Raw genomic sequence first — 21743 nt, forward strand, 5'->3', positions numbered from 1 at the left:
ATGTGCCTGGAGCGATAAGGGGAATTGTTTTGGGCGTGAGATGGCGGCCTCCTTTCTTTAGTCTTTACTTTAAAGCTCAAGTATAATCCTATGCTTTAAATATGAAAACTTGTTGGGATTGGTATAAATATTAACTGATGTTAGCGAGATACCTTTCGGCTATTCAAAAGCTGCGGTGTTCGACACGGCGAACGAAAAACGAAATAACACCACGTTATTGCCTAATACCAGATACTAGGAAGATTTTTTAGCATTGGGTCAAATAGGTATGTTGTTTAGACTGGATGGCATGCAAACCAAGGTTTTTACTCCAGAAAAAACGAGTTTGACTCGCCAGTCTTTTTTCACATGTTGTAAAAATAAGCCTACCCAAACAAGTCTTGTCAGTCATTATGGCTTTAGGCTGATTATCTATTAATGTGATAAATATATCTAATATTATCACTTTATTATTATCATCAATTTGCTTATCCTGCTTTCCAGCAAAACGAGGCTTCGTTTTCGCCTGAATTTAAACTGATCAAACCACATAAGATTAGCGACATGGCAACTGGAACTGACAGCAATCACCACCACAAGCAACGCAATATTGAGATTGCCCGTCAAATCATACTGATGTTGGAAAACATCCGTTATGGTTCCGTTGAAATTGTCATCCACGACAGCAAAGTCGTGCAGATTGAACGGAAAGAAAAGCTGCGCCCTGACGCATTGGACAAGTAATCTCACCGAATAGCACCCAGCCTTAATTCTAGCGGACAACCGAGGATATTCATGAAAGTCAAAGACTTAATTAAACCGGACAACCGGATCATCAAACACCGGACAACCGGAAATTATTACAAGGTGAAATTATGAAAACTCAAAACCGTTTGCTGCTGACGGCGGCTATTAACGGCCTGTTGGCTTTAGCCAGCATAAACACAGCCACGGCTGATGAAAAAGACCGCAGGATTGAGATGCTGGAAAAACGCTTGCGCTTGCTTGAAGAGCGGTTAAGTGCCAATCCCAATCTTGCCGCACCCGCCCTATCCAGCAAACCCGACCCGGTTGTCCAGGCACTGGATCAAAAAGTAAAAATCCTCGAACGCCAAAACGAAGTCAGCAAAGAAATTGCGCTAGAAGCGGCAAAAACCGCACCCAAAGTGGAAGTCGGCAGCAAAGGCGTGAGCTTCACCTCGTCAGATGGCGACAATTCTGTGCGTCTGCGTGCTTCGATACAATCGGATGCGCGTTTTTTTATCGACGACACCTCGGCTCCGAAACTAGACAACCGTTTCGACCTTAGGCAAGCGCGTATCTGGGTGGAAGGCCGTTTCTGGAAATACAACGATTTTAAGATCATGCCTGATTTTGGCAACGGCACCACGCTGTTAGCCGACGCTTATGTCGACTTGCATTATTGGAATTACGCCGCCTTGAATGTCGGCCGGCAAAAAACACCATTGAGCTTGGAACGTTTGCAAGGCGATTCCGATGGCACGTTTTTAGAACGCGCGTTCCCGACTTATCTTGCCAGCAACCGCGATAACGGCGTCAAATTGCATGGCAGTTTCGGTGCGCCCGGACAAAAAGCCGAATATGCCGGGCCGATTGATTTCAAGAACTACGCCACTTACGAAGTCGGGGTGTTTAACGGCGGAGGGGACAACGGCGGTGCCGATACCGACAAAGTGAGTGAAGACAACAAAGAAGTGGCGGGGCGTTTGTGGGTGCATCCCTTCCAGAATTCCGGCATAGACGAATTGGATGGCTTAGGTGTCGGTATCGCCGCCAGCTATGACTTGCCTGACAACAACACTAACCAAGTTAAAAATCTCAGGACCGCGTTAGGCCAAAACACTATCGTCGACTACACCAAGGTGAATACCGGCGTGGGCAGTGTCGCTTCCAATGGCGACCATTACCGGATTTATCCGCAAGCCTACTGGTATTACGGCCCTTACGGCCTGATGGGCGAATATGTCTTTTCGTCGCAAAAACTGCTGGGGCTTGACGCCACCAGCAAACTCCCGGCAACCCCACAAATCCGGCAAGACAACTCGGCCTGGCAAATCCAAGCCTCTTATGTGCTGACGGGCGAAAACAACACCTTCCAAAGCGTCAAGCCACGGGCGGCGTTTGATCCGTTTAAAGGCCGTTGGGGCGCGTTACAGTTGGTAGGCCGTTTTAGTGAGTTGACCATTGATAAGAGCACCGGGCAATTGTTGAAGTCCAGCGGCTTCATCCACCAAGCCAGTGCCTGGGCAGTGGGTTTTAACTGGTTCCTGAACAACAACACACGCTTGATGGCGGATTACGAAGAAACCACTTTTGGCGGCGGTGGCGCATCCGGCGCTAACCGCCCTGATGAAAAAACCTTCGCCACCCGTTTGCAGCTCGTATTTTAAGTACAAACCTTTTTTAAGTACAAATCTTCCATGTTACGCAGAACCAACGACTGTCCACGACTCGTAGAGTACGAAGTGAAGTATACGAAAGGCACGAAAAACTGGGTGGCACGGGCTAAGAAGCCTGTGCCAAGTTTTTTAGCCTCAGCCTTTTGCTTCAAATTCACAGTAATATTTCGTGTATTTCGTGGACAAATGCGTAGCACCCATTCTTACATCTGATTGATTTTAAGGAAAACACATGAACTTTACATCCCAACTCAAACTGGCGGCATTGGCTGTCGGCCTGCTGGTCGGCAATGCAGCCCTCGCCGACCGGACCTTGTTGAACGTCTCCTACGACCCCACCCGTGAACTGTACCAAGCCTTTAACAAGGAATTCACCCAATATTGGAAAGAAAAAACGGGCGAAACCGTCGCTATCCAACAATCCCACGGCGGTGCCGGCAAACAGGCCCGTGCCGTGATTGACGGTTTGGACGCTGACGTATTGACCCTGGCGATCACCTACGATATCGACAAAATCGCCGACAAAGCCAAGTTATTGCCCAAAGACTGGCAAAGCCGCTTGCCCAACAACAGCATCCCTTACACATCCACCATCGTGTTTTTGGTACGCAAGGGCAACCCCAAAGCCATCAAAAACTGGGATGATTTGGTCAAAGAAGGCGTGTCTGTCGTGACCCCCAACCCCAAAACTTCCGGCGGTGCGCGTTACAACTATCTGGCGGCCTGGGCGTTTGCGGAAAAACAATACGGCGGCAAAGATGCGGCGAAGGAATTTATTAAAAAGCTCTACAAAAACGTGCCGGTATTGGACTCCGGTGCACGCGGCGCGACCACGACGTTCTTGCAACGCGGCATCGGCGATGTCTTGCTGGCCTGGGAAAACGAAGCCTTGTTGGCGATCAAGGAAATGGGCGGCGACCAAGTTGAAATTGTCGCGCCCCCTGCCAGTATCCTGGCCGAAACCCCGGTGGCGGTGGTTGACACTGTCGTCAACAAACGTGGCACAAAAGATTTGGCGGAAGCCTATTTGAATTATCTGTACACACCAGCCGGCCAAAAATTGGCGGCCAAACATTACTACCGCCCGATTGAACCTAAATACGCCGATGCGGCGGATATTGCCTTATTCCCAAAACTGGAACTGTTCACCATCAAAGAGCGCTTTGGCAGTTGGGATGCGGTGCAAAAAGAGCATTTTGACGACAACGGTATTTTTGACCAGATTTACGCGCCTTAAATAAAAGCACAGTCCACGAACGGCACGAAAAATCACGAAATTCCAGCCTACGTTTTTTTCGTGTTTTTCGTGGACGAATTTTCACCTTGAGCTTTTGGATTGCTAACCCGTCCCGTAATCCTGGAGCAGCGTAAAGCCTCCCCTAACCTGACCACAAAACCGAAGGTTAAACCATGAGAAAAAGTTATATCATGCCGGGCTTTAAGCCCACATTAGGATTTACGCTGGTGTATTTATGCCTGATTGTATTGATCCCCTTAAGCACTTTGTTTTTCAAAAGTATGGAGCTTAGTGCCGAGGATTTTTTTAACATCATCACCCATAAACGGGTGGTGGCCTCGTTCCGCGTCAGTTTCACCACCGCGCTGGTCGCCGCCAGCATCGCCAGTATTTTTGGTTTTATCATCGCCTGGACCTTTGTCCGTTATTCCTTTCCGGGCAAACGCTTGCTTGACGCACTGATTGACTTGCCGTTCGCGCTGCCCACCGCCGTAGCGGGTATTGTCTTGGCGACCATTTACCAACCCAACGGCCTGATCGGGCAATGGCTAATGCAAGGCTTCGGCGTACAAGTCGCTTACAAACCTTTAGGCATCGTCGTGGCGTTGATTTTTATCAGCCTGCCGTTTGTCGTGCGTACCGTTGAACCGGTGTTGCAGGAATTCGATTCGTCCATGGAAGAGGCCGCCGCCAGCTTAGGCGCGTCCCGCTTGCAGGTGTTCGTCAAAATCATTTTTCCGAACATATTCCCCGCCCTGCTGACTGGCTTTGCCCTGGCCTTTGCCCGTGGCATCGGCGAATACGGTTCGGTGATTTTCATTGCGGGCAATTTGCCTTATGTTTCAGAAATTGTCCCGCTGATGATCGTCACCCGGCTGGAGCAATACGATATTCCAGGAGCCACCGCGATTGCGCTGACCATGTTGTTGATTTCTTTTGTCATGCTGCTGGTCATCAATTTATTGCAGCTCTGGGTGCGTAAACGTTCCGGGCAGCTTTGACAAAATGATGTCCACGAACGATACGAAAAACACGAAAATTTTCACAGAAATAACAAGCAGACCTTTCAGGTTTTAAAAACCTGAAAGGTCTCAACCCAGTGATAATTTTTGAAAAGTTCTTTTCTTTTTCCGTGCTTTTCGTGTCGCCTAATGCGCCTACTGTTGGTTTTCGTGGACAATTTTCAACCTTAAATTAAGGGAATCAGATTATGAATGCAGCCACCCAAACCCTGATCAAAAATTCGTTGCAAGAGCCGGTTTGGATCAGATGGAGCCTGATCGCGATTGCATTGGGTTTTATCCTGATGTTTTTATGTTTGCCATTATGGATAGTCATCACCGAAGCCTTCGCCAAAGGCTGGGCGGCGTATATCACCGCGTTGGGGCAACCGGACGCCGTAGCGGCGTTGCGCCTGACTTTGCTCACGGCACTGATCACGGTACCGCTCAACACGATCCTGGGTGTCTGTGCCGCCTGGGCAATCACGCGTTTTGAATTTACCGGCAAAAGCTTGCTGACCACCTTGATTGATTTGCCGTTTTCGGTGTCCCCCGTCATTTCCGGCTTGATTTTTGTGCTGGTGTTCGGCGCACAAGGCTGGTTCGGTCACTGGCTGTCCGAACATGACATCAAAATCATTTTTGCCGTGCCGGGGATTGTCTTGGCGACCTTGTTCATCACCTTTCCGTTTGTCGCCCGCGAGCTGATTCCGCTGATGCAGGAAATGGGCAGCGAGGAAGAGGAAGCCGCCTTGTCCTTGGGCGCGAACGGTTGGCAAATGTTTGTCCAAATCACCTTGCCGAACATCAAATGGGCTTTGCTGTACGGCGTGTTGCTGTGCAATGCGCGGGCAATGGGCGAATTTGGCGCGGTTTCTGTCGTGTCCGGCCACATCCGCAGCATGACCAACACCCTGCCCTTGCATGTTGAAGTCAGTTATAACGAATATGACTTTGTCGGCGCATTTGCCAGTGCTTCAATTTTGGCGGGTTTAGCCATCGTCACGCTGGTCTTGAAATCGGTTTTGGAATGGCGGCAGGGCAAGCATTAATTTTTAAACCTTTCAGGTCTTGAAGACCTGAAAGGTTTTACTTTTTTAGGAAAACACCATGAGCATCATACTTACCAACATCAGCAAAAATTTCGGCAAATTCGCCGCGCTTAACCATATCAATCTGGAAATCCCCGAAGGCGAACTGGTCGCGTTGCTTGGGCCTTCTGGTTGCGGCAAAACCACGCTGCTACGCATCATCGCCGGATTGGAACAAGCCGATTCCGGGCGCGTGGTGCTGAACGGCGAAGACAAGACCGAACAACACGTCAGCCATCGCGGCATCGGTTTTGTGTTCCAGCATTACGCCTTGTTCCGGCACATGACCGTGTTTGACAACATCGCCTTTGGCCTGCGCGTCAAACCGAAAAAACATCGCCCTGGCGAGGCCGACATCACCCAAAAAGTCCATGCCCTGTTGGAGCTGGTGCAATTGGATTGGCTGCATGACCGCTTCCCCGACCAACTCTCCGGCGGGCAACGCCAGCGTATCGCCTTGGCGCGGGCCTTGGCGGTGGAACCGGACGTGTTGTTGCTGGATGAACCCTTTGGCGCCCTGGATGCCAGTGTCCGCAAAGATTTACGACAATGGCTGCGTAACCTGCATCATGAACTGAACGTCACCAGCATTTTTGTGACCCACGACCAGGAAGAAGCGATGGAAGTCGCCAGCCAAGTCGTTGTGCTCAATCATGGCCGCATCGAACAACAAGGCGCACCTAGCGACATTTACGACCATCCGGCGAATGCCTTTGTCTCGCGGTTTATCGGTCAGACCAATGTGTTTTCTGGCGATGACCAAGACACCATCTGGCTGCAATCTTCAGGTTTGCCTATCAACGATAAACCAGGAAAAACGGCGCATGTGCGTCCGCATGACATTGACGTGGAAAAAGCCAGTGACGAAGCATCCGCCCATGCGGTCTTGAAAGATTGGCAGCATTTAGGTGCATTGATCCGTATCGAACTGGTCAAAAATGCCGCCGATGCCGACAATGCCACGGTGTATGCGGAAATGCCCAATGAACAGTTCAAACGTTTACAGCTTAATCGAGGCGATAAGGTGAGTTTACGCATCCGCAATGCACATTGGTTTCATTAGTGTGGCGGGGGATTTTCATAATTCCCACACAGGGGAGCAGGCGTTGCGTGAAACAACGCTGGAGCGTCAATATCTGCATTCCCACGCAGAGCGTGGGAACGATATTCAGAAACGGATAAAAAAAACCCTCTTTAATGAAGAGGGTTAAGGGGCGGAGCTAGGAGGATTTCTATCAGGGCATCACAAGCATCTTAAATGGTCAACTGAGAGCAGATCATAATAACGACCTTGCACCAGTTTATAGCCCATAGTGGCAACAATGAAAGCTTGCTCTTTTTCATCAACTTGCTGCAAAACGGTTTGACCACCGACCAAATCCATCAGTTCTTTCAATGAGCTTAATGCGGAAGGCCAGGTGATTTGCACATCCAGATCATCATGGCCTGAACCTGGCGCGTTGACCCGCAGGTAATCAGGTGACAATTTGGTGATCAAATCCACTAGGCCATTGGCGGTGTAAAGGTGACCGATATTGAGCGCGACTTGGTAACCGCGTTGCCGGTAATTTTGCAGGCCATCCAGAATTTCATCGTGGTTCAAGGCGTAGAAATTATTCACGGCGATGGAAATCACGACATTTTTGGTCGCCAAACCGCATTTTTCTATCACCTCCTCAAAATAGGCACCATGATTGCTGGTGACGCCGACCACATGGCGTGGATCAACATCCAGGAACAACACCCCGCCCAAATGGGAAAAAGGCAGGTAATTCAACATGTGCACCGTTCTTGATAAGCGGTCAAGGTTAATGATGGATTGGAAATCCGCCGATGTGTTTTGTGAGTTGGCCGATGTATGCTGGAAACCATCATACGGCGCGACCGAAAATTGCGCGATATGGCCGGTAAGCTGGTCATGGTTTTCGGCAGAACGTACCGGAGTAAATGAACTGCTGATACGGATGGGGCCAAAAATCCCGCTGACCCGGCTATTCTCCAAAATAAAAGGGTGAAGACTGGAATGATGTTCCTTTTCAAAACGGTCATTGAAATGATTTACCAACTGCTGTAAGGGCATATTTTTCTCCTGGTTTATATCGTTAATGATGTCCAACTGACATAACAAAGCCAATGCCTTGCTGATGGGAAACATAGTAAAGCTGTTTTTGTTTTTAATAAAACGATATGATTAGATTTTAATATCTTTTAATTAGATATATTGCGTTACGCAGTAACGTAGTTTGTATCCCATTTGCCGCGTCGAGCACCGCAGCATTTGTCGGGAATAGCCCGGAGGGGTGCGGCAAGGATGCCGCACGGCGGCAAAGGGGCAGGAAGCCCCTTTTGCCGCCCCCCGACAAATGCGAGGAGCGCAAGACATCAGCGGCAACGGGCCGCCTTTTCTTTGGATACTTTCTTTTGGCGGCGCAAAAGACAAATCCGCCGGGAGCGGATTTGGTGCCAACCCGAAGGGCAAAATCCACGGATGGATTTTGCAGTGTATCTCGCCTTCGGGTGCGAGAACCCGATTAAAAAAACGTCGCGATAGCGACTCATCATTCAATTTATTTTCAAATCGTAGAAAATGTCTGCGTAACATCAGTTAGATAATTAATCCACAGCCTCAAGCATCATTACAAAAATAAGGCACAAACCATGAATTTAAGCCAGATTGAACTGTTACGCATTTTGCAGGAAACCCAACTTAACCTGTCCAAGGCCGCCGAAAAAATGCACGTCGTGCAATCGGCAGTCAGCCGGCAATTGCAGTTGTTTGAAGAAGAATTAGGCTCGCCGATCTTTGAACGTAGCGGCAAAAAATTGATCGCGTTGACCCCGTTGGGCCAGCGGGTGATGGCGGAAGTGACGACGATTTGCCAGGCCAAGCTCAACATCCAGGCCATTGCCTCTGATTTTCTCGACAGCAATCAGGGCACTATCCACATCGCCACCACGCATACCCAGGCGAAATATTTTCTGCCGAAACCTATCCAGCGGTTTCGGCAGAAATATCCTGGCGTCCGGATTTATATGGTGCAAGCCTCTCCCGAACAACTGATCCATCAATTGCACGTCCATAAGGCCGATATTGCCATCTGCACCGAAAAAGTCGATGCCGATTTTGACCTGGTCACCCTCCCCTGCTACGAATGGCATCACAGCGTAGTCATGCCCAAAGGCCATCCGTTGTGCGAAGGGGAACTGACCTGTGAACGGCTGGCGGCCTATCCGATACTCACTTATAGCTTTGGTTTTACCGGCCGCTCAAATATTGAAACGGCGTTTAAAAAATCTGGGTGCGAACTGGATATCATCCTCGCGGCGGCGGACACCGATGTAATCAAAACTTATGTCCGTCTGGGGATGGGAGTCGGGCTTATTGCCGGAATGGCTTATGATGCCGAGATAGACCAGGACTTGGCCGCCCGCGACTTATCGCATTTGATTCCGCTTTCAAGCACCAAGATAGCTTATCTAAAACAAAATTACCTGCCCCTATACAGCCAGCATTTTATTGAAGAATTGCTGCTGGCGGGTAAGGACCATTGAGGTTAAAACCTAAGCCATACACAAAACCTGAGTGCTAAATGCAAGCACTACCCTTAAAAACACGGACGGGAAAGGGGCAATAAACATCCGCTATCCCTTTTATCAAATCCGATTGTGCAGATGCCTTCTCACTTCGCACTCTACGGGCCGTGGACACGGGATAACATCAGCTATTATTGTTTAAACTTATCCGCAACCAGCAAGCAGCCGTAGCAAGCAGCCGTAGGGCGATAACATCAGCTATTATTGTTTAAACTTATCCGCAACCCCGCCCCAATACATCCGCGCACTAAGCATCCATAACCACCATACGTTCAGATTTGGTGCAAAAAATCCTGCATATCGCACGTAAGTGAAGCATGATGCCCGCTTGCCAAGCACCAGCTATCGGATTAATTATCTGGAAAAACACCAAGTAAATTAAACAATCCATTGTTTTTAAATAAAAATAAAAAACAATAAAACAACATAAACTAAAAATGGCATAAGTCCTGCTTTAATTATTCCAGTGGTTCTAAAGACGGAACCAAAACCTTAAGCTCACTGTTGAGCATTTGACAAAGGCGTCGACAAACCGAATGTGCCATTCCGGCCTTCGGTTTCGAGACGTTTTTTTTTGCCCTAAATTTCTTACAGGATAACGCCATCATGAAACAAACCGGAATGACACTAAAAAAACGGGTATCGGCACTGGCTGCCGTTGCCGCCATGACGACATTGACTTTTGCTTCCAGCGCGGGGGTCGTTGCCAATCTGGAAAAAGAAAACCTGAAATTCGGTTTCATCAAACTGACTGATATGGCCCCGCTCGCGGTGGCTTTTGAAAAAGGTTTTTTTGAAGATGAAGGCCTGTTTGTACAACTGGAAGCGCAAGCCAACTGGAAAGTGGTCATGGACCGCGTGGTCAGCGGCGAATTGGATGGCTCGCACATGCTCGCCCCCGCGCCATTAGGAGCAAGCATCGGTTTTGGCTCGCAAGCGGATATTGTCACCGCGTTCAGCATGGGTTTTAACGGCAATGCGATCACCGTTTCCAACGAGGTTTGGAAGCTGATGAAACCCAATGTGCCGATGGCAGGCGGCAAACCCGCGCATCCCATCAAAGCCGATGCGCTAAAACCTGTCGTGGAAAAATTTAAAAGCGAAGGCAAGCCCTTCAATATGGCGATGACTTTCCCTATCGGCAGCCACAACTTGAAATTGCGTTACTGGCTGGCGGCGGGCGGCATCAATCCCGGTTTTTACGCGCCGCCACAAGATATTTCCGGGCAGTTGAACGCCGATGCCCTGCTCTCGGTCACGCCACCACCACAAATGCCCGCGACGATGGAGTCCGGCACCATCAACGGTTATTGCGTGGGCGAGCCGTGGAACCAGCAAGCCGTGTTCAAAGGGATTGGCATTCCCGTCGTCACCGATGATGAATTATGGCGCGACACCCCCGAAAAAGTGTTTGGCGTGACCAAAGCCTGGGCGGACAAAAATCCCAACACCCACAAAGCGGTGATAAAAGCCCTGATCCGTGCGGCGATTTGGCTGGATGATGAAAACAACAAAAACCGTAAGGAAGCCATCGAAATGTTGTCGCAAAAACAATATGTCGGCGCGGACTTTGATGTATTGGCAAACAGCATGAACGGTACTTACGAATACGAAAAAGGCGATGTCCGCAAATTGCCCGATTTCAACACTTTCTTCCGTAACGGTGCGAGCTATCCGTCTTACGGCAGCGCGGTCTGGTACCTGACGCAACTGCGCCGCTGGGGCATGGTCACTGAAGCCAAACCGGATGGCTGGTACATGGAAACCGCGAAAAAAGTCTATCGCCCTGACATTTATCTGGCGGCGGCGAAAGAATTGGTCGCCGACGGCAAAGCCCAAGCCGCTGATTTTCCCGCTGACACCAGCATCAAACCCTCACAAAACTTCTTTATCGACAAAGTCACGTTTGATGCCAACAAACCCAATGCGTATCTGGCGCAATTCCCGATTGGCTTGAAAGGCCAGCAAAAAGTAGTCGGTGGCAAGGTGGTTGATTAAGCTTGATCGGTAGGGCGGGCAATGCGGTTCTGCCCATCTTTTGTTCAAATATCGGTGGGCAGAACCGCGTTGCCCACCCTACGACACAATTTACCAACGGTGCAAACGCACCAAGCTAAGAGTCCAATATGAGCCATCAACTGATCAAATTCTTAAATATCACTGGGTTGACGTGGTTCGTCCCGCTGGTAAAACTGGCGACAGGTGAAAACCCCAACCAACAATTGCGCGAGTTATGGCTGATCATGGGCATACCGATCATCGCCTTCATGCTGTTTTTGGGGCTTTGGAGCTTCTCGGCATCCAAGGTCAACACCAGCTTGGGGGCGATCCCCGGCCCGGCGGCGGTCTGGCACGAGGTGGGAGGGTTGATGGATGCGCATTACGCCGAGCGGCAAAAAGAAGTGGAGTTTTACCAACGCCAAGCCGTCCGTGATGACAAGATGCTCGCCGAAAATCCCAATGCCGAAGTCAAGCATCGCCCTTACACGGGCAAGCCGACTTATCTGGACCAAATCCTCACCAGCCTTTACACTGTGTTTGCCGGCTTTGTCATTGCGACCCTGGTCGCCGTGCCGCTAGGAATCCTGTGTGGCATGAGCAGCACCATCAACACCGCGCTGAACCCGATGATCCAGATATTTAAACCGGTGTCGCCGCTGGCCTGGTTGCCCATCGTCACGCTGATTGTCAGTTCGGTGTATGTGACCACCGATGATTCCTGGTTTGAAAAATCCTTCCTGACTTCGGCAATTACGGTCACGCTGTGCTCGCTGTGGCCTACGTTGATCAATACGGCGGTCGGCGTGTCATCTATAGACAAGGACTTGGTCAATGTCGGCAAAGTCTTGCGCCTCAACTACGTCACGCAAATCCAGAAAATCATCTTGCCATCCGCCCTGCCCTATATTTTTACGGGCATGAGATTGTCGCTGGGCGTGGGTTGGATGGTGCTGATCGCCGCCGAAATGCTGGCGCAAAACCCCGGCTTGGGCAAATTCGTCTGGGATGAATTCCAAAACGGCAGTTCCAATTCGTTAGGCCGCATCATGGTCGCGGTGTTCACCATCGGCATCATCGGCTTTATCCTCGACCGCATCATGCAGTCTTTCCAAAAAGTCTTCTCTTTTGGGCGGGCGTTGTAAGAAATCTAATCGTCCACGAAAAGCACAAGAGGCACGAAAAATCACAACTTCCAACTGCATGGTACGCGCAGCGTACCCTACGAAACTTGCTTTTCGTGTTTTTCGTGGACAAAAAGCCACTGCTAAGGAGCCTGTTATGACCGCCGTCAAACTCAAACTTGTTAATTCATCAATGACTTCACAAACACCCGTACACCCTTCCAACGACCCTGAATTGCCGTTGGTGGAATTGATCAATGTCTGCAAATCCTACGGCGAAGGCAGCCAGAAGACTTCTATCTTAAAAAACATCAATTTGTCGATTAAAGACGGGGAATTTATCGCCATCGTCGGTTTTTCCGGCAGCGGCAAAACCACGTTGATTTCGACAATCGCCGGATTGATCCGGGCTGACAGCGGCGACGTATTGAAACAAGGCAAAGCGATCACCGCACCTGGGCCTGACCGGGGGGTCGTGTTCCAGAATTATTCGCTGATGCCGTGGTTGACCGTGTTTGAAAATGTCGCTTTGGCGGTCGATGAAATTTTTAAAGATTGGCCTGCCGAAAAACGTAAATCCCATACCGAAAAATATGTGCGCATGGTGAACTTGGGCGCGGCGATGGACAAACGGCCTGCGGAACTGTCCGGCGGTATGCGCCAGCGTGTGAACGTGGCGCGGGCCTTGGCGGCGAACCCTGACATCCTGTTGCTGGACGAACCACTCAGCGCGTTAGATGCGTTGACGCGCGGCAACCTGCAAGATGAGATTTTGTCGATCTGGGAGCAGGAAAAAAAGACCGTGATTATGATCACCAATGATGTCGATGAAGCCATCTACATGGCGGATCGCGTCATTCCGCTCAATCCTGGGCCTGATGCCACTTTCGGCCCTGATTTTCATATCAGTATCGAACGCGGTGACCGGGACCGGACGGCATTGAACCATAACCCCGAATTCAAACGCCTGCGTGCCAAAATCACCCAATATTTGATGGACATCGGCATGGCGAAAGCCCAGGACACCCAGGCCGATAAAATCATCTTGCCTAATGTCCGCCCCAACACCAGCCATGACTGGCAACAAGCCCAACCCTCCCTAAAGCCGGAACCCGACCATTTGGGCAGGCCGCGTTATATGGAATTTTCGCAATTGTCGAAAATTTACCCAAAAGCCAACGGCAACGGCACGGTAAAAGTGGTCGATGGCTTTGATTTAAAGATGAAAAAAGGTGAGTTCATTTCCATCATCGGCCACTCCGGTTGCGGCAAATCGACGGTATTGTCGATGGCGGCGGGCTTAACGCCTATCTCCGAAGGCGGCATCATCCTCGACAACCGCGAAGTGGACAGCGCGGGCCCGGATAAAGGCGTGGTGTTCCAGGCCCCTAGCCTGTTCCCGTGGCTGACGGCGTTTGAAAACGTCATGCTCGGCGTTGATAAAGTCTATCCCCATGCCAAGAAATCCGAGCGGGAAGACATCGTCGAATACTACCTGACCCGCGTCGGCCTGGGCGACAGCTTACGCAAAAAAGCGGGTGACATGTCCAACGGGATGCGCCAACGCGTCGGCATAGCACGGGCGTTTGCCTTGTCGCCCAAATTATTGTTGTTGGACGAGCCGTTCGGGATGTTGGATTCCTTGACGCGCTGGGAATTGCAGGAAGTGCTGATGGAAGTGTGGGAACGCACCCACGTCACGGCAATTGTCGTGACCCATGATGTCGATGAGGCGATTTTGCTCGCCGACCGCGTGGTCATGATGACCAATGGCCCGCACGCCAAAATCGGCAAAATCCAAGAAATTGACCTGCCGCGCCCGCGCACCCGCAAAGCTTTGTTGGCGCATGATGATTACTACCGTTACCGCGAAAGCATCCTGAGTTTTTTAACCGAGTGTGAGCATACCCATTGATAAAACCAGCTAGACCTGTCAGGTTTTTAAAACCTGACAGGTCTACTTATCCCATTTTCCTTTATAAACAAATCAGTAGGTACACTGTGCGTACCTTCCACGCCGTTGGTGGTACGCACAGCGTACCCTACACCTGACCATCTTTTTCATCAAAAAACCAAGGGGGCTTTATGCCTAAGCTACAAAGAAAAATCTTGTCGGGTTCAATCACCGCCGCGTTATTGTCACTGTCCGCCGCCAGCTTGCCGGTGTCTGCCGGACTGACGCAACAAGTTGAAGACGCGCTGAACTTTTACCATTACGGACACAATGGCGCGATCAAGTTTGACCTGAATTACCGCTATGAAAACGTCAATGAAGACAACCGTTTTGGGCCTACCGGAACCGTCCTGCCTGCCGCCAAACAGCCGGAAACCGCCAACGCCAACACCGCCCGTTTGCGCTTGGGTTTTTTGACCCCCACATGGCAAGGCTTGCAGGCTTATGCCGAATACGAAGGCAATCTGGCAATGCAGGATGACTATTACGACACCTTGCCCAACGTCAACCCGCCGCTGTTTTCCAGGGTCGCCGACCCTGACCGTAGCGAGCTGAACCAGTTCTGGCTGGCCTACACAGGCATTCCCGACCATATCATTAAAGTCGGACGCCAGCGCATCAAGCTGGACGATGACCGTTTCATCGGTAACGTCGGCTGGCGGCAAATGGAAACGACTTATGATTCCGTGTTGATCACGCACAATAACCAAACCTTGTTTGGCCTGGTTGCCAATGTCGGCTATATCGCCAATGTGCAAACTTTTGTCGGCACTACCGAAAACATCCAAGCCCCTATCCTTAACCTGAATTATAAGATGGGTGATATAGGTAATTTAATCGCTTATGGCTATTGGCTGGATTACACCGAAAAAGAAAATTATGAAAAATCTAGCCAAACTTACGGCTTGCGAGCCAGTTGTTGCACCAAACCGCTGGATTCCTACACAATCACTGACGATTTGGGTGTGGTGTATACGGCGGAATGGAGCCATCAAAGCGATTACGAAAGTGGCCCGACTCCCTATGATGCGGAACGTTACAACGTCATGGCGGGCGTCAGTGCCTATAACGTCATGTTCCAAGGCGCGATGGAGCAGCTCGACGGTTCCGGTCTGAACAAACACTTTGACACGCCTTTAGGCACTAACCACGCCTTCCAAGGTTGGGCCGACCTGTTTTTAGTCACGCCCAACAATGGTATCCGTGATGTGTTTGGTACGGTGATGGTGCCATTCCAGCGCGGGGATTTGGTGTTTAGCGGTATTTATCATGAATATTCCGATGACACCGGACGTTTTGATTATGGTGACGAATGGAATTTCCAGGCAGTGAAAAAATTCGGCAAACATTATTCTTTGCTGGCGAAATACGCTTATTACCAGGTCGGTGATGATGCCGATCCCAGTTTTAAAAGCACCGACACCCAAAAAATCTGGTTACAAGGCAATATCAGTTTTTAGTTGCAGAATATGTAGATGGGCACATGCTTATTGTGCCCATGCGGGAATATGCGCTGGATATGCCAAAAACATCATACAAAATATCAAAAATGGTGGACAGAACAGTACTGCCTAAGGCATATACTGTTGATACCCACTCATGGCTTGCTATACCGTTTTGGGTTTTTAGTGGGAAGGAGCGCGTACCCTCTGGGGCATAAAGGCATCCTGCCCGCCAGTTGCGGTCAAGATGACCGCGCTCCAAAAACCGAAACCCTGACCGTCCAGAGTATAATCAAAAAACCGACGACTTCTTGGCCACCAAATTCCACGCCGCCAGCCACGTTTGTGACCGATAAGCCTCGGCTGATTTATTCAACTCGCCTGTCAGGACCATACGCAAGGTGTTGTTGATAATACCGAAAAAATAGGCGTTGGCCAGCAACGGGTCAATATTGCGGATTTCTCCCGCACGGACACCGGATTGGATGATTTTGAGGATTTTGGTAAACGCGGAAGTTTCGAAAAGCGGTTTTTGTTCGGGAAGGATTTCGTGGACGGGCATAACCAGCAAAAATGTCATGACGGTCGGCGCCGTATCGGTCAGCTTGAAAAACAGATCGACTACACCGCGTAACTGTTCTGAAGATTTTTGTGTCCGTCTTCGGATATCATCAATGGAAACGTTCAGGCTGTCGAGAATGTTCTCATAGAGCTTATTGGCGATGCTTTGTTTATTATTGAAATGCTGATAAATTGCACTGACGGTTTTTACACCCGAGGCTTCGGCAATATCGGTTAATGACGTGTTGAAATAACCTTTTTCAGCAAACAGCTTGAGCGCCGCCACGAGTATTTCATTCTGTTGTTCAGATTTTGTCTGAGTAGTGTTTAGTTCCTGTTCCATTTTCTTCTTTCACAGCCAATTCAATAGGCTGTATCTTATAATTTGAGTGAAATCAAAGAATCACAGGCTTTGATTTGTAATTTTTAGGTTTTTGCTATGGCTATCAATGCGGCTTTTAGGTAATTGACCATAGACCAAAGCGTTAAAAAAGCGGCAATGTATAACAATACATAACCGATGTCATTGACGGGAATACCCAACAGGTCTTCCCGATACAATAGTAAGCCGATAGAAATCATTTGCGCGGCGGTTTTCCATTTTGCCAATTGGGAGACATTGACGGTGGCACGTTGTCCGATTTCCGCCATCCATTCCCGCAACGAAGCAATCGTAATTTCCCGCCCGATAATGACGGCGGCCGGAATCGCCAGATACGGCGACGCCTGTTGCTGGACGAGTATGACCAGCACCATCGCCACCATCAATTTATCGGCGACCGGATCTAAAAACGCACCGAACGGGGTTTCCATATTCATTTTTCGCGCCAAATATCCGTCCAACCAATCGGTGAAGCCGGCAATGATAAAAATGACCGTGCAAGCGATATTGGCGTATTGCCAAGGCAAATAAAAAACCACGGTCAATAACGGAATCAGGGCGATCCGTAACAAGGTGATATTGGTCGGTAAATTAAATTCAATTGCCATCTTGATGATGAAAATGCTCGTAAATTCGTTGTGCCAATGGTCGGCTAATGCCAGCTATACTGCAAAGCGCATCGGTTCCAGCCTGGGCAATTCCCTGCAAGCCGCCAAACTGCTTCAATAATTGTTGCCGACGTTTAGGCCCTAATCCGGTGATGCCTTCCAAACTGGATTTTTTTTTCGTTTTACCACGACGTTGCCGGTGTCCTGTTACCGCAAAACGGTGCGCCTCATCACGGATATGCTGGATCAACAACAGTCCGCTGGCTCCTGCCGTAATATCTAACGGCTGTTCCTGAGCCACCAAAATCAGCTTTTCCATGCCAGGTTTCCGATCTGGCCCTTTGGCAACGCCGACTATCATAACATTGTTTATCGCTAATTCCTCTAGTGCCTTTTGCGCCGCTTTGACCTGGCCTTTGCCACCGTCGATGAACAAAATGTCCGGCGCGGGGTGTTCGCCTTGTTGCAGGCGTTTGAAACGCCGCAATACCGCCTGGTGCATCGCCGCATAATCATCGCCGCCCGTGATACCTTCGATATTGAAGCGGCGGTAGGCCGATTTGACCGGGCCGTTTTGGTCAAACACCACGCAGGACGCGACGGTTTGTTCACCTTGGGTGTGACTGATGTCAAAACATTCCAAACGCTTAGGAATTTCCTGGCAATGCAATTGTTGCTGCAAACTCAGGAAGCGTCCGTGCAAGCTTTGTTTGTCGGCGAATTTCGCTGCTAAAGACAATTCGGCATTGGTCATCGCCATAGCCAGCCATTTAGCCCGCTCGCCGCGCACACGCGGGGAAATGGTCACGGCATGTTTGGCCTGGTTGCCCAGCACTTCGGTCAATAACTCAATTTCTTCCAATTCGTGGCTAACGATCAGCTCATTAGGTGCGGGCCGGTCTAGGTAATATTGGGCGATAAACGCTTGCAGCACCGCACCGGGTTCATGTTCACCGTGCATATTCGGAAAATACGCCTTATTGCCCAATTGCTGACCGTTGCGGATAAAAAACACTTGTACGCAGGCCATATTCAATTTACTGGCACAGGCGATAATATCGACATTGCCTTTTTCACCCTGCACATAATTCTTTTCCAACACCGTGCGCAATCGTCCGATTTGATCCCGGAATGCGGCGGCTTGTTCAAACTCCAAGGCCGCCGAAGCCTGTTCCATTTGCGCCACTAATCGCTCGATCAACACACCGCCTTGTCCGTCCAAAAACATCACGGTATGCGCGACATCTTGCGCATACACGGCCTTATCGACCAAACCCACACACGGCGCGGTGCAACGGCCTATCTGATGCTGCAAACAAGGCCGGGTGCGGGTGTTGTAAACCGTGTCTTCACATTGCCTGACCGGAAACAGTTTTTGCAACAGTTTCAGGCTTTCCTTGGCGGCGGTGGAACTAGGGTAAGGCCCGAAATAGTGGCCGGATTTTTTCTTCGCGCCTCGATGCAGGGTGATTTGCGGGAAATCATGGTCGCTGAGATAAATATAAGGGAAGGATTTGTCGTCGCGCAGACAGATATTGTAGCGCGGCTTGTGGCGTTTGATTTGCTGGCATTCCAGCAACAAGGCCTCGCCCTCGGTATGCGTGACCGTCACCTCGATACGCGCGACTTTGGTCATCATCACTTGTTGCTTGGGCGATGCCGATTGGGTTTTGTAATAACTGGAAACGCGGTTTTTGAGGTTTTTCGCCTTGCCGACGTAAATGATCTCGTCCCGGGCATTGAACATTTTGTAAATGCCCGGCAAGGTGGTGAGGTTTTTTAAGAAGGCCGTGCTGTCAAACACGTTAGAGGATGCGGCTTCCATGTCAGGAATGGCGGGCTTAATCGCGGCCTAGTTGTGCCAAAATGATTTTAACTTCAGCCACATCCAGTTGCACAATCTGCGCGATGGTTTCGGGCGGAACTCCGGCTTGGTGGGCATTGAGGATGGTGTCATGGCGGTTTTGGGCAATGCCTTGTTGCAATCCTTGTTGCAATCCCTGTTGTAGGCCTTGTTTCAACGCCAAGCTAATCGCGCTTTTTTGAATGGTGATAAAATCGCGTTTGCGGTGTTGCAGTTCCAATTCTTCTGGACTCAAATTGCCTTCATTAGCGATGGCGAAGGCTTTTTGCTGTACTTGTTCCAAGTTTTTGGGGATGTAGTGGAGTTTCCCGGCATTTTTTATGAAATACAGCCATTTGTCTTGTACGGACTCCAACTCGTCTTCATTTTTTTCAAACTTCGGCAGTTCGATAAACACCAGTTCAATATCGTCGCTGTATTCGATAAAACGCTCCTTTTCCAGCAATTTGAAGCAATTGATTAAAGGTTGGCCTGGGAACAGCACAAAATCGGTCAACGTCAGTGCAATGACCGGATTGAGCAGGCTGAACGTTTGGCCTTGTTGCAGTTGCGTCGAATAATTTTTCGCGGCGTTGTACAAAATCCGTTGTTCAAAACCTTCATGGCCCAACACCTGCATTTCGATAATCACGCGGCTGCCGTCGTTGAGTTCGGCTTTGACATCGACGAACGTGTCTTTCATGCCTTTCAGCATCGGGATGTTGTACGGGTCAACAATCGTCAAATCGCTGATGACACGCCCGTTGAAGTCGATGACGCTGTTCAAAAAACTCAGCAAAATATCTTTGGAGCCTTCGCTGCCAAAGACTTTTTTAAAGGCAAAATCAGTGCGTATATCTAGGAAATTCATCGTCTTATGGTAATAATTGTTCGCCCGCCCACAGTTGCGCCAAGGTTTCCCGCGCTCGGACTAAATGGCATTCACCGCCATCGACCATCACCTCGGCGACACGCGGCCTGGAATTGTAATTGGAACTCATGCTAAATCCATAAGCCCCCGCCGAACGTACCGCCAGCAAATCGCCTTGCGCCAATTTCAACACGCGGTCTTTACCTAGAAAATCGCCGGTTTCGCAAACTGGCCCGACAATATCCCAGTGCATTTCCGGTGCGTCATCGTGCGGTTTGACCGGGATGATGGCTTGCCACGCGCTATACAAAGACGGGCGCACCAAATCGTTCATCGCCGCATCGACAATGGCAAAGTTTTTGTTCGCCGTCGGTTTCAAATACTCAACTTGCGTGACCAGAATCCCGGCATTGCCAACAATTGCCCGTCCTGGTTCCAACAGAATTTCATAATCATGCTGGCCTAATCGCGCCAACACGGCTTGGATGTAATCGGCAGGTTGCGGTGGTTGCTCATCTTTATAACAAATGCCCAAACCGCCACCCAAATCCACATGATGCAGATGGATGCCTTCATCGCGCAATTTGTTGACCAGCTCCAGCAATTTATCCAGCGCATCCAAGAACGGGCGGGTTTCAGTCAATTGCGAGCCGATATGGCAATCAATGCCGACGATGTTAATGTGCGGCATTGCGGCGGCGCGGCGGTATTCGGCAAGTGCGGTGTTGATGTCGATACCAAATTTATTTTCTTTCAGCCCAGTCGATATATAAGGATGGGTTTTGGCATCGACATCAGGATTGACGCGGAACGACACGGGGGCAACCACACCCAGTTGTCCCGCCAACCTATTGATCCTATCCAATTCGCCGCTGACTTCGATATTGAAGCAACGTATGCCCAGCTTTAATGCGGCGAGAATTTCATCTTCGCGTTTGCCAACACCAGAAAACACAATCTTTTTAGCATCGCCACCCGCCGCCAGCACCCGCTCCATTTCGCCCAGCGAGACAATATCAAAACCCGAACCCAAACGCGCCAGCACATTCAACACGGCCAGATTGGAATTGGCTTTGACCGCATAGCAAACCAAATGCGGCGTACTACCGAACGCGCTGTCAAACGCCCGCCAATGCCGCTCCAACGTGGCGCGGGAATAGATATAGCAAGGGCTGCCGAATTGATAAACAATGTCCTGCACCGCCACATCTTCGGCAAACAGTTCATTATTCCGATAATTAAAATAGTCCATGATTCGTTATTTTTTTGGGGTTTCGATTGGAGCGGGCGGCGTTTTATCGGGCAAATAAAGCGGTCCCGGTTGACCGCAAGCGGCTAGTAACAAGTTTAACAGTAAAAATAGGATAAATTTAGAATGCTTCATTTTCTTGGCATCGATAATGTTGATGAGGCGATATGTTAGCTTAAAGTGGCAAGGGATTGGAAAAGAAACGTCCTTACTTAACTGATGTTACGCATTGTCCACGAAAAGCACGAAAAAAACTCACTAACTGTTTAGTCCCACATTTAAATGGTTAGGATTAATAATAAAAATATCTGGTTTTTCATCATACCATTTTAGGACGGCATCAAAAGGGGTCTTACGTCCAACAGCCCTGAGTTTCAGGTTGAAGTTGT

The 21743-nt window shown here is 49.7% G+C and carries 19 protein-coding genes; 12 read left to right on the forward strand and 7 right to left on the reverse strand.

Annotated features, from left to right (window positions below; translation table 11 throughout):
• The first annotated feature begins 543 nt into the window (after positions 1-543).
• The 7 genes from PHH59_RS15505 to PHH59_RS15535 all read left to right on the forward strand — a co-directional run bounded on the left by PHH59_RS15505 (position 544) and on the right by PHH59_RS15535 (position 6939).
• Entirely contained in the window at positions 544-723 is a 180-nt protein-coding gene (locus tag PHH59_RS15505; protein ID WP_300018272.1) for a YezD family protein, read from the forward strand.
• 131 nt (positions 724-854) lie between these two features.
• Positions 855-2390 carry a porin gene (locus PHH59_RS15510; protein WP_300018274.1) on the forward strand — a complete coding sequence of 512 codons (1536 nt, stop codon included), beginning with the start codon at positions 855-857 and terminating at the stop codon, positions 2388-2390.
• Positions 2391-2631: 241 nt separating this feature from the next.
• Complete coding sequence (locus PHH59_RS15515; protein ID WP_300018276.1) at positions 2632-3636, forward strand: sulfate ABC transporter substrate-binding protein; 1005 nt, start codon at positions 2632-2634, stop codon at positions 3634-3636.
• Between the two features lie 173 nt (positions 3637-3809).
• Positions 3810-4637, forward strand: a complete 828-nt coding sequence (gene cysT, locus PHH59_RS15520) for a sulfate ABC transporter permease subunit CysT (RefSeq protein WP_300018278.1) — start codon at positions 3810-3812, stop codon at positions 4635-4637.
• Positions 4638-4846: 209 nt separating this feature from the next.
• Positions 4847-5689: a sulfate ABC transporter permease subunit CysW gene (gene cysW, locus PHH59_RS15525; protein ID WP_300018280.1), complete on the forward strand. Its 843-nt coding sequence runs from the start codon at positions 4847-4849 to the stop codon at positions 5687-5689.
• 58 nt (positions 5690-5747) lie between these two features.
• Positions 5748-6791 carry a TOBE-like domain-containing protein gene (locus tag PHH59_RS15530; RefSeq protein ID WP_300018282.1) on the forward strand — a complete coding sequence of 348 codons (1044 nt, stop codon included), beginning with the start codon at positions 5748-5750 and terminating at the stop codon, positions 6789-6791.
• On the forward strand, positions 6772-6939 hold the full coding sequence (locus tag PHH59_RS15535; protein WP_300018284.1) for a hypothetical protein: 168 nt from the start codon (positions 6772-6774) through the stop codon (positions 6937-6939). Before PHH59_RS15530 ends, PHH59_RS15535 begins: the two co-directional genes overlap by 20 nt.
• A gap of 32 nt (positions 6940-6971) precedes the next feature.
• Here the strand turns inward: PHH59_RS15535 and PHH59_RS15540 are convergent, their stop codons facing one another.
• A complete protein-coding gene (locus tag PHH59_RS15540; RefSeq protein WP_300018286.1) occupies positions 6972-7883 on the reverse strand; it encodes a hypothetical protein in 912 nt (303 codons plus the stop codon).
• 503 nt (positions 7884-8386) lie between these two features.
• Between PHH59_RS15540 and PHH59_RS15545 the strand changes: the two genes are divergently transcribed.
• The 5 genes from PHH59_RS15545 to PHH59_RS15565 all read left to right on the forward strand — a co-directional run bounded on the left by PHH59_RS15545 (position 8387) and on the right by PHH59_RS15565 (position 15858).
• Positions 8387-9280, forward strand: coding sequence for a LysR substrate-binding domain-containing protein (locus PHH59_RS15545; RefSeq protein WP_300018288.1), 894 nt, complete (start codon positions 8387-8389; stop codon positions 9278-9280).
• Positions 9281-9928: 648 nt separating this feature from the next.
• Positions 9929-11320, forward strand: a complete 1392-nt coding sequence (locus tag PHH59_RS15550) for a CmpA/NrtA family ABC transporter substrate-binding protein (RefSeq protein WP_300018290.1) — start codon at positions 9929-9931, stop codon at positions 11318-11320.
• Positions 11321-11448: 128 nt separating this feature from the next.
• Positions 11449-12465: an ABC transporter permease gene (locus PHH59_RS15555; protein ID WP_300018293.1), complete on the forward strand. Its 1017-nt coding sequence runs from the start codon at positions 11449-11451 to the stop codon at positions 12463-12465.
• Positions 12466-12601: 136 nt separating this feature from the next.
• Positions 12602-14359, forward strand: a complete 1758-nt coding sequence (locus PHH59_RS15560) for a nitrate ABC transporter ATP-binding protein (protein WP_300018296.1) — start codon at positions 12602-12604, stop codon at positions 14357-14359.
• A gap of 170 nt (positions 14360-14529) precedes the next feature.
• Positions 14530-15858 (forward strand): alginate export family protein, encoded by a 1329-nt coding sequence (locus PHH59_RS15565; RefSeq protein WP_300018299.1) that lies wholly within the window; start codon positions 14530-14532, stop codon positions 15856-15858.
• 274 nt (positions 15859-16132) lie between these two features.
• On the opposite strand, the gene PHH59_RS15570 is transcribed toward PHH59_RS15565, so the two are convergent.
• From PHH59_RS15570 to PHH59_RS15595, 6 genes are all read right to left on the reverse strand, one after another.
• Entirely contained in the window at positions 16133-16744 is a 612-nt protein-coding gene (locus tag PHH59_RS15570; RefSeq protein WP_300018302.1) for a TetR/AcrR family transcriptional regulator, read from the reverse strand.
• Positions 16745-16827: 83 nt separating this feature from the next.
• Positions 16828-17391 carry a CDP-diacylglycerol--glycerol-3-phosphate 3-phosphatidyltransferase gene (gene pgsA / locus PHH59_RS15575; protein ID WP_300018305.1) on the reverse strand — a complete coding sequence of 188 codons (564 nt, stop codon included), beginning with the start codon at positions 17389-17391 and terminating at the stop codon, positions 16828-16830.
• On the reverse strand, positions 17381-19216 hold the full coding sequence (uvrC, locus tag PHH59_RS15580; protein WP_300018308.1) for an excinuclease ABC subunit UvrC: 1836 nt from the start codon (positions 19214-19216) through the stop codon (positions 17381-17383). The genes pgsA and uvrC overlap by 11 nt, the downstream gene beginning before the upstream one ends.
• A 16-nt stretch (positions 19217-19232) precedes the next feature.
• A complete protein-coding gene (locus PHH59_RS15585; protein ID WP_300018311.1) occupies positions 19233-20105 on the reverse strand; it encodes an Rpn family recombination-promoting nuclease/putative transposase in 873 nt (290 codons plus the stop codon).
• A gap of 4 nt (positions 20106-20109) precedes the next feature.
• Positions 20110-21357 carry a diaminopimelate decarboxylase gene (gene lysA / locus PHH59_RS15590; RefSeq protein ID WP_300018314.1) on the reverse strand — a complete coding sequence of 416 codons (1248 nt, stop codon included), beginning with the start codon at positions 21355-21357 and terminating at the stop codon, positions 20110-20112.
• A gap of 6 nt (positions 21358-21363) precedes the next feature.
• Complete coding sequence (locus PHH59_RS15595; RefSeq protein ID WP_300018317.1) at positions 21364-21489, reverse strand: lipoprotein; 126 nt, start codon at positions 21487-21489, stop codon at positions 21364-21366.
• Positions 21490-21743: the final 254 nt, after the last annotated feature.

Source organism: Methylovulum sp. (assembly GCF_028687615.1).
Classification (GTDB): Bacteria; Pseudomonadota; Gammaproteobacteria; order Methylococcales; family Methylomonadaceae; genus Methylovulum.

What these genes read in the sequence shown, in the direction of transcription:
- PHH59_RS15540 (WP_300018286.1), bottom strand. Translation starts at nt 7,883, where the DNA reads ATGTTTCCCATCAGCAAGGCATTGGCTTTGTTATGTCAGTTGGACATC.
- PHH59_RS15545 (WP_300018288.1), top strand. Translation starts at nt 8,387, where the DNA reads ATGAATTTAAGCCAGATTGAACTGTTACGCATTTTGCAGGAAACCCAA.
- cysT (WP_300018278.1), top strand. Translation starts at nt 3,810, where the DNA reads ATGAGAAAAAGTTATATCATGCCGGGCTTTAAGCCCACATTAGGATTT.
- uvrC (WP_300018308.1), bottom strand. Translation starts at nt 19,216, where the DNA reads ATGGAAGCCGCATCCTCTAACGTGTTTGACAGCACGGCCTTCTTAAAA.
- PHH59_RS15550 (WP_300018290.1), top strand. Translation starts at nt 9,929, where the DNA reads ATGAAACAAACCGGAATGACACTAAAAAAACGGGTATCGGCACTGGCT.
- pgsA (WP_300018305.1), bottom strand. Translation starts at nt 17,391, where the DNA reads ATGGCAATTGAATTTAATTTACCGACCAATATCACCTTGTTACGGATC.
- PHH59_RS15505 (WP_300018272.1), top strand. Translation starts at nt 544, where the DNA reads ATGGCAACTGGAACTGACAGCAATCACCACCACAAGCAACGCAATATT.
- PHH59_RS15535 (WP_300018284.1), top strand. Translation starts at nt 6,772, where the DNA reads ATGCACATTGGTTTCATTAGTGTGGCGGGGGATTTTCATAATTCCCAC.
- PHH59_RS15570 (WP_300018302.1), bottom strand. Translation starts at nt 16,744, where the DNA reads ATGGAACAGGAACTAAACACTACTCAGACAAAATCTGAACAACAGAAT.
- PHH59_RS15515 (WP_300018276.1), top strand. Translation starts at nt 2,632, where the DNA reads ATGAACTTTACATCCCAACTCAAACTGGCGGCATTGGCTGTCGGCCTG.
- PHH59_RS15565 (WP_300018299.1), top strand. Translation starts at nt 14,530, where the DNA reads ATGCCTAAGCTACAAAGAAAAATCTTGTCGGGTTCAATCACCGCCGCG.
- PHH59_RS15560 (WP_300018296.1), top strand. Translation starts at nt 12,602, where the DNA reads ATGACCGCCGTCAAACTCAAACTTGTTAATTCATCAATGACTTCACAA.
- cysW (WP_300018280.1), top strand. Translation starts at nt 4,847, where the DNA reads ATGAATGCAGCCACCCAAACCCTGATCAAAAATTCGTTGCAAGAGCCG.
- PHH59_RS15585 (WP_300018311.1), bottom strand. Translation starts at nt 20,105, where the DNA reads ATGAATTTCCTAGATATACGCACTGATTTTGCCTTTAAAAAAGTCTTT.
- PHH59_RS15530 (WP_300018282.1), top strand. Translation starts at nt 5,748, where the DNA reads ATGAGCATCATACTTACCAACATCAGCAAAAATTTCGGCAAATTCGCC.
- lysA (WP_300018314.1), bottom strand. Translation starts at nt 21,357, where the DNA reads ATGGACTATTTTAATTATCGGAATAATGAACTGTTTGCCGAAGATGTG.
- PHH59_RS15510 (WP_300018274.1), top strand. Translation starts at nt 855, where the DNA reads ATGAAAACTCAAAACCGTTTGCTGCTGACGGCGGCTATTAACGGCCTG.
- PHH59_RS15555 (WP_300018293.1), top strand. Translation starts at nt 11,449, where the DNA reads ATGAGCCATCAACTGATCAAATTCTTAAATATCACTGGGTTGACGTGG.
- PHH59_RS15595 (WP_300018317.1), bottom strand. Translation starts at nt 21,489, where the DNA reads ATGAAGCATTCTAAATTTATCCTATTTTTACTGTTAAACTTGTTACTA.